The 13,274-nt window shown below is 67.4% G+C and carries 11 protein-coding genes; 4 read left to right on the top strand and 7 right to left on the bottom strand.

The window, feature by feature from the left end; translation table 11 throughout:
• Positions 1–408 precede the first annotated feature (408 nt).
• The 3 genes from AB0I10_RS00285 (at position 409) to AB0I10_RS00275 (ending at position 5,497) form a co-directional block, all read left to right on the top strand.
• On the top strand, positions 409–1,809 hold the full coding sequence (locus AB0I10_RS00285; protein ID WP_363150401.1) for a replication initiator: 1,401 nt from the start codon (positions 409–411) through the stop codon (positions 1,807–1,809).
• A gap of 211 nt (positions 1,810–2,020) precedes the next feature.
• The gene (locus AB0I10_RS00280) at positions 2,021–4,057 is read left to right on the top strand and encodes a recombinase family protein (RefSeq protein WP_363150013.1); all 2,037 of its coding nucleotides are present in this window, start codon (positions 2,021–2,023) and stop codon (positions 4,055–4,057) included.
• Positions 4,058–4,615: 558 nt separating this feature from the next.
• On the top strand, positions 4,616–5,497 hold the full coding sequence (locus AB0I10_RS00275; protein ID WP_363150012.1) for a hypothetical protein: 882 nt from the start codon (positions 4,616–4,618) through the stop codon (positions 5,495–5,497).
• A 97-nt stretch (positions 5,498–5,594) separates the two neighbouring features.
• Here the strand turns inward: AB0I10_RS00275 and AB0I10_RS00270 are convergent, their stop codons facing one another.
• The 7 genes from AB0I10_RS00270 to AB0I10_RS00240 form a co-directional block, all read right to left on the bottom strand.
• Complete coding sequence (locus AB0I10_RS00270) at positions 5,595–6,944, bottom strand: glycosyltransferase (protein ID WP_363150011.1); 1,350 nt, start codon at positions 6,942–6,944, stop codon at positions 5,595–5,597.
• A gap of 175 nt (positions 6,945–7,119) precedes the next feature.
• Complete coding sequence (locus AB0I10_RS00265) at positions 7,120–7,905, bottom strand: MerR family transcriptional regulator (RefSeq protein WP_363150010.1); 786 nt, start codon at positions 7,903–7,905, stop codon at positions 7,120–7,122.
• A gap of 211 nt (positions 7,906–8,116) precedes the next feature.
• Entirely contained in the window at positions 8,117–8,512 is a 396-nt protein-coding gene (locus AB0I10_RS00260; RefSeq protein ID WP_363150009.1) for a GntR family transcriptional regulator, read from the bottom strand.
• Positions 8,513–8,654: 142 nt separating this feature from the next.
• Positions 8,655–9,740, bottom strand: coding sequence for an ABC transporter permease subunit (locus AB0I10_RS00255; RefSeq protein ID WP_363150008.1), 1,086 nt, complete (start codon positions 9,738–9,740; stop codon positions 8,655–8,657).
• Positions 9,737–10,837: an ABC transporter ATP-binding protein gene (locus AB0I10_RS00250; protein WP_363150007.1), complete on the bottom strand. Its 1,101-nt coding sequence runs from the start codon at positions 10,835–10,837 to the stop codon at positions 9,737–9,739. Before AB0I10_RS00250 ends, AB0I10_RS00255 begins: the two co-directional genes overlap by 4 nt.
• A 186-nt stretch (positions 10,838–11,023) precedes the next feature.
• Positions 11,024–11,689, bottom strand: a complete 666-nt coding sequence (locus AB0I10_RS00245; RefSeq protein ID WP_363150006.1) for a maleylpyruvate isomerase N-terminal domain-containing protein — start codon at positions 11,687–11,689, stop codon at positions 11,024–11,026.
• Positions 11,690–11,872: 183 nt separating this feature from the next.
• Positions 11,873–12,361 carry a GNAT family N-acetyltransferase gene (locus tag AB0I10_RS00240; RefSeq protein WP_363150005.1) on the bottom strand — a complete coding sequence of 163 codons (489 nt, stop codon included), beginning with the start codon at positions 12,359–12,361 and terminating at the stop codon, positions 11,873–11,875.
• A gap of 66 nt (positions 12,362–12,427) precedes the next feature.
• On the opposite strand from AB0I10_RS00240, the gene AB0I10_RS00235 reads away from it, so the two are divergent.
• Positions 12,428–13,234: an exodeoxyribonuclease III gene (locus AB0I10_RS00235; RefSeq protein ID WP_363150004.1), complete on the top strand. Its 807-nt coding sequence runs from the start codon at positions 12,428–12,430 to the stop codon at positions 13,232–13,234.
• Positions 13,235–13,274 lie beyond the last annotated feature (40 nt).

The raw sequence follows: 13,274 nt of genomic DNA, 5'->3' as shown, positions 1-13,274 counted from the left end.
CCTCAAGTTCATGGCGGTCGTCGTCTTCATCGGCGTCGTCATCGGATCGTGCGGAAAGGGCTGACTAGGCGAAACAGCAGATCGGCCGTCCGCCCCTCGTACCGACCACGGGCCCATGAGGCCCCTGGTGCGAAGCGGGCGGCCTGCTGTTTCTGGCGGCCGTGGCCGACGCTCAACGGGCTCGACCACGGACCCCACCGCCGGCCCTCATCCGGCGAATTCCTCGCGAAACCTCAAGGTCAAGGACCTACTCCCTGTGGCGACAGCGCCAACTCCGCAGCCCCTCACGCCAGTTCCGCGCCGGGCTGTGCTCCGCGAAAGGTCCCCTCCATGCCTCACTTGATCACCTCCGGCAACCCCTTCCTCGATGACGATGCGCGGCGCGCAACCCTCGCCCTGGACCAGCGCATGCGCTCCCTGTCCGACACTGAACGTGACCTCGTCCGCCTGGTCGTCGCCCCCGGCTTCGATCGCTGGCTGGAGCAGATCCGCAACGTGGGCGGCTGCGCACACCCCATCTACCTCTCCGGCCACACCACCGTGCGCGATGCACAGACGGGCGAGATCCTGCGGCACTTCGACACTGCGGGCGAACCCAATGGGCGCCTGGCTGTGCGCTGCCGAAACCGCCGGGAGACGCGCTGCGCACCCTGCTCTTACCTCCACTCTGGAGATACGTTTCACCTCGTCCGCTCCGGGCTCTCCGGCGGCAAGGGCACCCCGGAAATTGTCCGGGAGCACCCACGACTGTTCGTAACCCTTACCGCGCCTTCCTTTGGGCCGGTGCACCACATCACGGAGGACGGGAAACCGTGCCGGCCACGCCGTGACGGGGGAAACTGCGCACACGGGCGCTCCGTCGGCTGCGGCCTGGTGCACAGCGACGGAGACCCACTGCTAGGACAACCCCTCTGCGGGGGCTGCTACGACTACGCGGGGCATGTCCTGTGGCACGCGCACGCAGGACTGCTGTGGAACCGGTTCTGCGGTCGTGTCCGGCGCTCTCTGGCGACATCTGCGGGGATCAAGCAGACCCGACTGCGGGAACACGCTCGGCTCTCCTTCGCCAAGGTCGCGGAGTACCAGCAACGAGCCGCAGTGCACTTTCACGCCGTGGTCCGGCTCGACGGCCCGACCGGTCCGGACACGCCCCCGCCCAACTGGGCGACTGCGGAACTCCTGGAGGGAGCCGTTCTGGAGGCGGCCGACGCTGTGACGGTGATCGCTCCCTACTCGGCGGCCACTGGTGAACGGACGATCCGGTGGGGCGCTGAGCTCGACGTACATGCGATTCAGTCGTTCAGCGACAGCTCGCCAATGACCGACGATCGCGTTGCAGCCTACGTCGCCAAGTACGTCGGCAAATCCGTGTCCGAAGCGGGGGGATCGGACCGTCCGCTGACCTCGGCTGCTGAGATCCCGTATGCGGCTGGAAACCCTCACATACGGGCCCTGATGGCCATGTGCTGGCGCCTCGGCGGCCTGGTCGAACTGGAGGAACTCAGGCTCCGGGCCTGGGCTCACACACTCGGCTACCGGGGCCACGTCCTCACCAAATCGCGTGCCTACTCAACGACTTACGCAGCACTTCGAGCGGCCCGCGCTGACCATTTGCGCCACGCAACCAACACGGACTTGCAAGATCTGAACGACAGCACCGTGACCGACTCCGCATGGCGCTACGTCGGCTCCGGCTACACACCCGCAGAGGCGGAGATCGCAAGTGGGGTCGCGGAAGACCAGGCACAGTTGAGGGACATCGCTAGGGGGCTTCGTGACCGGGCTGGAGATGCAGGGGCTAGCCCATGACCGACGTCAAGGTTATTTGGACGTCTGACAAGGCCCTCACTCCCGAGGAGCGGAAGAGTCTTCTGCGGCTTCTGTTCAAAGATCGCAGGGCGCGTGACGAGATCACACATTCCTGACATAACATCAAAAACCATCGGTACGATGGCAGTTGACCAAATGCCCCGGCGACGGCTGCAACCGTCCCGGGGCTGGCCGACTGTTGGGAGTCGACATGGCTAATTCAAGCACACTCATGCGTTCTGCCATCGATGTAGCGGACCGAGCTGCCGCGCGGGTTGGCGCCCTGCGGGCTGCCTCCTATCTCCGGGTCTCGACGGAGCAACAGACCTTCGGATACGGCATCGCAAAGTCAGAGAAGAAGACCTCGCGATTTATTCAGCGCAAGGGATGGGAACACGTCGCCACGTTTTCGGACGACGGTGTATCGGGATCACTGGAGATGGGGAGCCGCCCCGACTTTGACCGACTTATGGAGTTGGCGGGACAGAATCCGCGACCGTTTGAGGTCGTTGTCGTGGAAGAAGGGCGGGCCATCGGGCGCACAGGGCGTGCCTTTTGGCGCTGGGTTTGGGCGCTTGAAGACATTGGAATTTACGTTGCTATCGTCGATGGCGACATTGATAACACAACCCCTGCTGGGCGCCGTGAAATGCGGCGGGCGGCAGATTATGCGGAAACGGAATGGGAAACAATCCGTATCCGCACGCAGGGCGGTTTGCAGGAGAAGGCTGAAAGTGGTGGTTGGATCGGCGGCGTTCCGCCCTATGGCTATCAAATTCACCTGCAAGGCAAGAAAGGTGAATCGCATCTTGTCCTGTGCTTTAAGGAGGCTCGTTGCTTGCGACGGGCCCGTGCTGTGTATGTTCAGATGAAACGCCCGAGTTGGCGGCAGACTGCGATGCAGATTAATCGCGAGGGGTGGAGGACACGAAGTGGAAAGCCATGGCGGCATCAAAACCTGAGGGAGCGCATTACCTCTCAAGCTACCCTAGAATCCGCGGTTATCTTTCGGAACGTCTCCGACGGCAAGGGGGGTGTGGGGCACAAAACAAAGGTGAACCCGGATGGGACGCCAACGCACGGGGACAGCGTAGTGATCCAACTGGATCCCATTTTCGCCCCTTGGGAAGTAGGGGAACTTCGTGCGGCTATTGCTCGGGGTGCTCGCTCCCCGAGGAGTGGTCGGAATCCGTATCCTCTTTCCGGCAGGGTTTTTAACACGCATGATGGTTGTGGTGCGCATTACCGGGGAGCAGGCCGAACAGATACTGGCGTACGTATTTATGTATGCTCGGGGAAGGATGAATCCTATCCCGGGGCAGAGATTTGCTCCTGCTCCCAGGTTAACGCTGATGTGCTGGAGGCTCGGGTCTGGCAAGAGATACAGGAACTCTTGGGAGATCCCGAAAAGTTGCTCGGGATGGCCACTGATTGGGTAGAAATTGCTACCGATCACTGTGCCGGTCATGATGACCGCGTAGAAGATCTCGACCGTCAAATCGAAGTGCAGAATAAGGCGCTCGCTGCCGTTGTGGCCATGGCTGCAAAGGAGGCTGCGGTGAATGGGCAAGACGCGGAGAAGGCTATTGGTGAAGCGTCTGGCATTCTGCGCAAAGAGTTGGAAGAACTAAAGCAGCTACGCCGTGAAGCGGATGAATGGCGGACAGAGACGGTGTCCGCTGGGCAGCGTATTACGGATATCAGGCTCCTAGCAGACATGGCTCGTGAAAATCTAGCTGACATGTCACCCGAAGGGAAAGCGGAATTTATCGAACTGCTCGATGTGAAGGTGAAGTTTACCGGCCCTGTTCCGCAGGGCAGGAAGGGCCGGCCCTGCACGCTTGCTGATTGGTTTCGCGAGAGAGGGCGTCTGGTTCCTCGTGAACTGAGCGATGCCGAATGGGCGGCTATTGAGCCGCTAATGCCGGGAAAGCCACGCGGATATACGTACCGACAGCTAATCGACGGAGTGCTCTACAAGGCCCGTACGGGCGTGCTGTGGAGTGAGCTTCCCGCAAAGTATGGGAAATTCCTAACCATCCACGCGCGGGCTTCTTCATGGCTTCGGAATGGGCTGTGGGACCGCATCATGGATGAGATGAAAGACGCTGATGGTTCGCCCGTCCCGTCGATGGTGGTTTTGCCGCCGATGGAAGTATCAGGCCGCATTGATCCGTCTCTGATGCCATGGGTGCATGAACTGACACCTGCTGCAACGGGGGCGAAGACCGCCAGTCCGAGCATGTAGATGGCGAATGGCATAGCAAAGCTCCGCAACCGCGTGGTGGTTGAGTGGGGTGAGTGGTAAGTGAGCTGAGTGGTAAGTGGCGTGAGTGGGTGTGAGGGGGTGTGAGGGGGTGTGGACCCTTGGCACGGTGGCGGTCCGGCGTGTGGCAGTGCCTGTGTCTGCGTCGGGGGTGACTGTCGGATCTGGGCATGCGTCGAGCCCAGCCATAGTCAGCAGTCAGCAGTCAGCAGTCAGCAGTCAGCAGTGCGCAGTGAGCAGCCAGTAGCCGGGTAGTCCGTGCTACGGCGATCCGGAGGCGGTGGTTGCGGCCAGCAGCGTCCGCGGCCTCATGGGCGGCGGAGGTTCAATGCGGCAACGCGAAGAGCCACCGGTCAACCGGTGGCTAGCGTCTTGACGCCTCGGGGCTGGACATGGGCGGAGATTAACGAGGGCGGGCGTGCCGCGTCCACGCATTTAGAGTGCCGGCTGCGGCCCGCCCACAGAGGCAGTGGCCGAGGTTGCGCGGTCGCTTGGTCACGGTCAAGTCGATTGTCAGTCCTGCGATTTACGGTTGTTGCTGTGGAGTTCTCGGGCTCCGCAGGCTCGGTTGGTCGTGTGGATGACGACGGCAGTGGGGGAATCGTGGCGAAGGAACGGGACTTCAATCAACGCGCATTGGCCAAGTGGCTGGGGCTTGAACTGCGGCATGTGCGCCGTGCCGAGACCCGGGGGCTGATCCCGCCTCCGGACGTCGATGACGAGCGGTGGTCGGAGGCGGTGGCGAAGACGCTGCCGGACAGGGTCGAGGAGATCCTCGCTGTTGTCGGCGACGAGAACTACGCCTTCTCGGCGGCGCACACGGCGGAGCCGGAGGGGAAGGCCGGGCGCCGCAAACTGGCCGGGGGGCGGACTTTCGGCCCGCATCAATTAGCGGACGAGCTGCGTCTGGAGCGGTGGCAGGTGTCGCGCGCGGAGCAGCGGGGACTGATCCCGCCTCGGGATGTGGACGGCAAGCACTGGTCGCAAGAGGCGGTCGGTCGGCTGTATGACCGCGTCGAGGAGATTCGGGCCGTGTTGGGGGATCATCCCGGGCTGGGCTCGATCAAGGCGGCGGAGTATCTCGCCGGGCGGACCCGGCTCGAAGTCGAGCGTGCCGATGTGCAGGCCTTGGCCGAACAGGGTCTGCTTCAGCCCGTAGGCCAATTCAAGCAGAACCCGGTGTACGGGCTCGGTGCCCTCGACGAACTTACGGAAGAGCAGATCGCCGCGGTGATCCAGGAGCGCCATGACTGGGTCGAGCGGAGCTTGACGGCCAAAGAGGCCGCGGCGTTCCTGGGGTGGCCGGCCGGGAAGTTCGAAGTGACGGCTGAGCGTGCCGGATTGCGGCCCGGACGACTGGGGCGATACGGCCGGGCGGAGGTCGAGGAGCTGTGTGACCGGCCTGGCGCCGGGTCGGGCTAGCGGCTGCCGTGCCACGGGTTCGTTGTGCGTGAGCTCTCGACGACGCTCGCCGATCGGCCGGCCGGGCGTCAGTCGGCCTCCCTTCTGTCCACGTTCGTCAGCCCACCTCGCCCTGCCCACGTCCGTCAGCCGGCTGCTTGCCCGGCCCTCCCTGACCCGTCAGTGCGTCGACCGCTTTGACGACCTCGCCGGTGCCGTCTTCGGAGGCGATGCGGCGGGCGGCGTCGGTGGCGCGTTCGTGGTGGGCGGGGGCGGCGGTGGCCTGGGTGATGGCTTCGGCCAGGCGGGCCTCGGCGCCGTCGCCGTAGAGCGCCTTGAAGGGGAGCGGGCTGGTGGCGGCGCCCAGGGCGGCCAGTCGGGCGGCCCAGAAGGGTTGGTCGGCGGTGACCGGAACAGGGACGGTGGGGACCCCGGCGCGCAGCCCCGCGGCGGCGGTGCCCGCGCCGCAGTGGTGCACGACCGCGGACATACGGGGGAAGAGGAGGGCGTGCGGCACCTCGCCGACCGTGAGGATGTCGTCGGCCGCTGCGTTCTCGGCGGCCTTGGTGGTCAGTCCCGCCCAGCCGGACTGGAGTACTCCGCGGACCTTGGCGCGGCGCAGGGCGCGTACGGCGAGACCGCTCAGCCGCTCGCCTTCGCCGGCCGCCATGCTGCCGAAGCCGATGAAGACCGGCGGCGGGCCCGCGGCGAGGAAGTCCTGGACAGCAGGCGGGAGTTGGGCCTCCTGGGCCAGCCACGGCCACCAGTTGCCGACCACGTCCAGCCCGCTGCGCCAGTCCGCCGGGCGGGGCACCAGGACCTCGCTGAAACCGTGCAGGACCGGCCGGCCGGCGGCATCTGCGCGGCGGCGGACCGTACGGGGCGAGGAGGGCGGCAGGCCGAGGCGGGCGCGCAGATCCCGGGTCGCATCCCCGTAGAGGCGGTCGACGATGCGCAGGGAGAGGCGGCCCGCGGCGCGGTTTCCCCAGCGGCCCAGTGAGCGGCCGCCGCTGACGGGAGGGGCGAAGTCGCCGGTGGGGGCATTGGGTTGGAGGGAGAGGTCCAGGGACGGGATGCCGTACGCCTCGGCGAGGTGCCGGCCGAGCGGTGCCGTGGTGGTGGAGAGCAGGAGCAGCTCGGTGTCGTCGGTGGTGGCTTCGGCCATGCCGCCGCCCAGTTTCTGGATGAATGCGGCGGCCTTGTGCATGAGGGCCCGTTTGCTGCCGGGGGAGGCGTCCGGCGACTTGCTGCCGGGGGAGGCATCCGGCGACCGGTAGCCTTCCGGGCGCTCGGTGCGTGGGTCGGCCGGCAGCCGACGGAACTCCAGGTCCGCGGCCCGTACGAGCGGGGCGTAGGTGTCGTGAGTGGCGAGCGCGACGTCGTGGCCGGCGGCGCGGAGCCGGGCGCCGACGCCGGTGTACGGGGCGACATCGCCGTACGATCCGGCGGCCGTGATCAGGATCTTCATCGGACTTCAACCTTCGGAGTTCGGGGCCGGGGGCTGTGGGGCCGTGGGCCCGGGGCCGTGGGCTGGACGGGGCGCCGGGAGCCGCGAGCCGGGAGCCGTATGTCGTCAGCTGTGACTCGTGACTCGTGACTTGTGAGGAGTGAGGAGTGAGGCGCGAGTTGGAGCTGTTTGGTGTTCAGGCTTCGCCGGGGCTCGACTGGCGTACGGCGTTGGCGTGGACGGCCGTGCGCAGGTATGAGGCGAGGCCCGGGCGCTGTTCGCTCGGGGGGACGATCAGGGCGAAGGCGCGGGGGTCGGCGGCGAAGTCGTCGGCGATGCGGCCGTGCATATCGGTGGGGCACGGGATGAACCAGCGGATGATGCTCTGCCGGTGCTCCTCCGCGAGGTCCGTGGCGCGCTCGCCGTCCGCGGGATCCTCTGCGTCGAAGGCGGCGATCAGCCGCTGTCGCCACTCGGCGGCCTCGGCCATCAACTGCGCCCAGTCCTCCTTGGAGTGCGTGGCGGCTCGCGCCATGGCGTGCCGGTGGCCCTCGCGGTCATGCCACTTCAGCTGGGTCTCGGTGGCGTAGGTGAGGTCGAAGGCGACCTCGCCGAACACCTCGAAGCGCTCCTCGGGCGACAGCTCCACACCGGTCTGCTGGACCTCCATTGCCTGCTCGGCGACCTCGACGAGACGCTGCAGTTTGGTGATCTGCTCGTTGAGGAGGCGGTGCCGGGCGCGCAGGTGGTCGAGGGCGTTGGCCTGAGGGTCTTCCAGGATGGTGGCGATCTCGTCGAGCGGGAAGCCGAGCTCCCGGTAGAAAAGGATCTGCTGGAGCCGGGCGAGGTCGGCGTCGCTGTAGAGGCGGTAGCCGGCGGGGCTGCGGTCGGTGGGGGAGAGGAGCCCGGCCTTGTCGTAGTGGTGCAGGGTGCGCACGGTGATTCCCGCGGCGGCGGAGACCTGCCCGACCGAGTAGCCCATCTCGGCGCCTTCCGTTCCTGGTGGTGGTGACGATGCTGATGGCGGTGACGGTGAACAGCCGTCTGTGCCGTCGCCCCAGGCTGCGGCCTGACGTTAGGTGAGGGTCAAGCGGGTGCGGGTGCGGGTGCGGGTGCGGGGAGACGGGAGATGAGGGAAGGGGTGGCCGTCTTTGCCGACGGCCACCCCTTCCTCCTGTTTCGCCCCTAGTCCCTCACGCCTCCGGGTACCGGTCCTGGAGCACCGAGTTGACCAGCGCCTGGACGTCCTCGCGGGCCAGCCCCTCGGCGTGGGCCCGCTCCATCCAGGAGCGCAGTTCCTCGCGCAGCAGGGCGTCCGCCGGTGACTTGGGGCGGGCGAGCGTGCGTCTGACGAAGGTGCCGAGGCCGGGCCGCGGCTCGACCAGGCCCTCGCGTTCTAGCTCGCGGTACGCCTTGAGCGTCGTGTTCGGGTTGACCTTGGTCGTGGCGGCGACCTGCGCGGCCGTCGGCAGGCGGTCACCCTCCACCAGGATGCCCAGTCGCAGGGCCTGCTGGACCTGTTGGACGATCTGGAGGTAGGTGGCAACGCCGCTGCGGCGGTCGATTCGGAATTCGACGATGCTCACCACCTCTCTGCTGTTTGTGTGTCTGGCGCTGCTGGTGTCGCCCGCTTGATGATCAGGGTGCCCGTGCCGGGTGTCAAAGCGCTGCGCGGGCCGTAGCGCGGCCCGATGGGCGGGTGCGCGCTCCGTCCACCGGGCGCCACACGGTTCAGAGCGGCCGCCGACGGGCCCGCCACACGACGAACGCGAGCACGACCGCGGTCAGCGCCAGCAGGATTCCCGCGCCGAGCCACTGCATTCCCGCCATCTGCCCGTAGTCGAAGTACTGGATCACCCGGTTGACGATGCCCAGTTTCGCCCGGCAGGCGTCGGCGTCGGCATGGGTGCAGGTGCCGAAGCCGAAGAGCTTGCCATCCGCGGTGGCCACCCAGTCGTCCACCCGTACGGAGCCGGGCGGCAGGTCGGGTACCTCGCCGTTGTACGGGTAGGTCACGGAGCGCAGTGTGCCGAGCCGGCCACGTACCTGCTCGGACCACACCATGCTGGCCACCAGGGCGAGTGCCGCGGTCGCTGCCATCGCCGTTACCACCCGCTTGACCAGCATGCCGATGCCGATGCCGCAGGCCGTCATGAACAGGGTTATCGCGACCGGGACGGGGCCGACGACCTCGAACGCGCCGTTGTTGAGCCAGTCGCCGGACATGGCCAGTTCATGGGCCGGTGACCACAGCCAGGAGAAGGCGGCCGTCAGCAGTGTGGTGCACAGCGCGGCAAGGGCCAGCGGCAGGCCGAGCGTGGCGGTGATCCAGCGGCCGCGGCCGGCCGACTGCGTCGTCACCAGCTTGATGGTGCCGTGCTCCTGCTCGCTTGAGATCAGCGGGGCCCCGAGGAAGACGCCGACGAGGACGGGCACGAGCTTCAGGAAATCGAGGTCGCCGCTGAACGTCGAACCGAACCTGTTCTGGAACTCGTTGAGCAGATTCCCCTCGCTGTCCGGGGACGCACCCTTGGCGTTCAGGAAGTCCATCACCTGCATGCGCTGGTAGACGAAGAGCGCGCAGGCCACGATGGTGATCAGCAGACCGGCGCGCAGAGCGGTGCGGTGCCGGTGCCACACCAGCCAGGGCAGGCCGTGCAGGATGCCGCGGCGGTCGGTAGCGGTCCCGGCCGTGGGTGCACCGTTCGTCGCAGGTGCGCTTGCCGTGCCGCTTGCGCTGCGTGCGCTGCTTATGCCGCTCATGTCGCTAGTGCTGCTCACGTCGCTCGTGCTGCTTGTGCTGCTCGTGCCGCTCATGCCGCGTTCTCCTGTCCCCCGTCGACCTCATTCGCCCCATTGACCCCGTCGACCCCGTCGGTCGGCTCACCGTCAACATCAACCGTCGGGCCGTCGATCCGCGCCTCGTCCGAGATCAGCGTGGGCGCGTCGGGCGACCGCAGATAGGCCAGCAGGACCTCTTCCGTGCTCGGCGTCATCGCCTCCCAGCTGTCGGACAGTGGGCCGTGGGGCCGGACCAGGGCGCTGAACTGCCGCCCGGTTACCCGGGATTCGACCACGGTGTGCTGTCGGCGCAACTCCTCGGGCACGCCGACGCCGCGCACACCGCCGTCACCACTCTCACCACTCACACCGCCGTCACCACTCACACCGCCGTCACGACTCACGCCGCCGCTGCTCACGCCGTCCTTGGCATCGCCGCTGGCTACACCCGTCACCAGCCTGTGCGCGGGCACCAGTTCATCGGTCTGCCCGACCATCCGCAGCCGGCCCTCGGCGAGGACGAGCAGGAAGTCGCACATGTCCTCCATCTCGGAGAGCATGTGGGACGACATCAGCACGGTGGTGCCGTGCTCGGCGGCCTCCGCCATCAGCAGCCCGGAGATCTCATGCCGGGCGAGCGGGTCGAGGTCGGACATCGGCTCGTCGAGGAGCAGCAGCTCGGGCCGCTTGCCGAAGGCGAGCGCGAAGGCGACGCGGGTGCGCTGGCCACCGGAGAGAGTGCCGATCCGGGCGGTGAAGGGGATGTTCCCGGACCGTACGATCCGCTCGGCCAACGCCTGGTCCCAGCGCGGGTTCAACTCGCGGCCGAGGCGCAGGGTCTCGGCCACCGTGAAGCGCGGGTAGAGCGGCTTGTCCTGGGCGAGGAAGGCGACCCGCTCCAGGACGGCGGGGTCGGAGACCGGCACACCGAACAGCTTCAGGGTCCCGGTCGTCGGGTGCACCAGCCGGGTCGCGGTGCCCAGGAACGTGCTCTTGCCCGCGCCGTTCGGGCCGACGAGGGCGCATATGTGACCGGCGGGGATCCGGAACGAGCAGTCCCTCAGCGCCCAGCCGCGGCGGTATTTCTTCCCCAGGCCTTCGGCCTCGATCGCCCATGGGCTCGGGTCGCTCACCAGGCCCCCCCTTTAGCTGGTTAATTAGTGGAATGAGTATGGGGAGCGGCCCGGACGTCTGTCAAACAACCGGACGTCTGTCAAAACAACCGGACGTCTGTCAAAACAAGCGGGGGGCGGGGGCCTGGGGGAGTGAAGGCTTGGAGGGCTGGGCATTGGTGCCTGCCCCTCCCGTTCAGCCAGAGATCATCCGAGGACGAGCGGGAGTTTCGCGGCCAGCTCGCCCAGCTCGCCCAGTTCGGCCTTCTCCGCGTCGGTCGGGGCACGCCGTCCGGTGCCGACCAGTAGCGCGTCCTTGTCGGAGAACGAGGCGGGGAACGCGGTCCCGGCGATCTTCTCCAGCATCTCGCGGGACCGGGCGAGCCCGTCGGCGGGCGGTTCCGCCGCGTCCGGGAGGTGCGCGATCAGGTCGAGGTGGTGCAGCGTCCATTCCAGGACGTACGCGGAGAGGTAGTCGCCCGCGGTGAGGACCTCGTCTTGGGTGCTGACCCGCAGGGCCGGGTCGGCGAGTTCGGCGGCGCGGCCGGCGGCGGAGCCGACGTCGTCGAAGTGGAACTTGAGCAGCCAAGGCTCCTCGTACGCGGCGGCCAGCCGGACGATCAGCGCGTCGAGCGGGTCGTCATCGGTCGGCGGCGTTTCGGCGACATCCCAGTAGGTCACCGCGTCGCGGGTCGGTTCCGTTTCGGCGGGGGTCACGAGGGTGATCAGGACGTCCTGAGCGTCGATGACCAGATGGCACACCAGGTCCCGCACGAGCCAGCCGGCACAGCCGGACGGCTGCGCGAAGTCCTCGTCCGGGAGTTCGGCGACCGCCGTACGCAACGCCGTCCAAGAATGCGAGAAGAGATCCACATCGGCACGGTAGTGCGGTGCCGCAATGGCGGACAAGCGCATTCAAGGCCTCGGGCGGTGACGGTGAGGGCGACTCCCGCGAACGCGATCGGACCACCTGCGGAGTGGGACGACTACGGCCTGTCCGATGGGTCAGGGTCGGAAAGGTCCTATCCGTCCCAAAGCCCTATCCGTCCAAAGGCCCTAACCGTCCAACAGTGACTTCGTCATGCAGCGGCTCTGCTCATACGTCCGGTAGAGCCCGAACTTCTCCGCCGTCTCCACCAGCCGGTAGCCGCTGGAGGCGTACAGCGCGATCGCCTCCGGCTGCTCGGTGCCGGTCTCCAGCACCATGCGGGTGCGGCCCGCGGCCCGCGCGTCCGCTTCGAGGGCGGCCAGGATCCGGCGGGCCAGCCCCCGCCCCCGGGCCTCCGGGAGCACGAACATCCGCTTGATCTCGGCGTCGCCGGCCGCGTACCCCTCGGCCGTGTCCTCGCTCACCCGCCAACCGCCGGTGGCCAGCGGGCGCTCGTCCTCGTACGCCAGCAGGTACATGCCGTTGGGCGGCGCGAACATCTCCGGGTCGAGCGGGGTGATATCGGCATCGCCGTAGCGCCGGACGTACTCCTGCTGGACGAGCTCGGCGAGCTTGACCGCGTCGGGGTGGTCATAGCGGACGGGGCGTATCTCCATTCCAGGAATCGTACGGGTGTCCGGGCGGGTGGCGCGACGGGTTCGCCGGGTCGGTATCGTGCCCGGATGCTCACCGTGACCTCTGTGAATGTGAACGGGCTGCGCGCCGCGGCCAAGAAGGGCTTTGTGCCGTGGCTGGCGGAGACCGGCGCCGACGTGCTGTGCCTGCAGGAGGTACGGGCCGAGGCCGCGCAGCTGTCCGACGAGGTCCGTGATCCCGATGGCTGGCACACCGTGCACGCCCCGGCCGCCGCCAAGGGTCGGGCCGGTGTCGCGCTCTACACGCGGCGTGAGCCGGAGCGGGTCCAGGTGGGCTTCGGCTCGGCGGAATTCGACGGGAGCGGGCGGTACGTCGAGGCCGATCTGCCGGGCGTGACCGTCGCCAGCCTGTATCTCCCCTCGGGCGAGGTCGGCACGGAGCGGCAGGACGAGAAGGAACGCTTCCTGGCTGAGTTCCTTCCGTACCTCGTCGACCTGCGGAAACGGGCCGCGGCGGACGGTCGTGAGGTGCTGGTGTGCGGCGACTGGAACATCGCGCACCAAGAGGCCGACCTGAAGAACTGGAAGGCCAACCAGAAGAAGTCCGGCTTCCTCCCGGAGGAGCGCGCCTGGCTGACCGACGTCCTAGACGAGACCCGGGGCGGCTATGTCGACGTCGTCCGCGCCCTGCACCCGGACGTCGAGGGGCCGTACTCGTGGTGGTCGTACCGCGGGCGGGCTTTCGACAATGACGCTGGGTGGCGGATCGACTACCAGATGGCCACGCCGGGGCTCGCGGAGCGCACGGTGAAGGCGTACGTGGAACGTGCCGAGAGCTATGACACGCGGTGGAGCGATCATGCGCCCGTCACGGTCGTGTTCGACGTCGGGTGACCTGCGCGGCGCCTTGCCCCAGGTGGGGAGCCGTCCGGTC

Origin of the sequence: Streptomyces sp. NPDC050636, from assembly GCF_040654775.1 — a bacterium.
GTDB lineage: Bacteria > Actinomycetota > Actinomycetes > Streptomycetales > Streptomycetaceae > Streptomyces.
The sequence above is the reverse complement of the archived record's forward strand: the minus strand, read 5'-3'. Positions and strand labels throughout refer to the sequence as shown.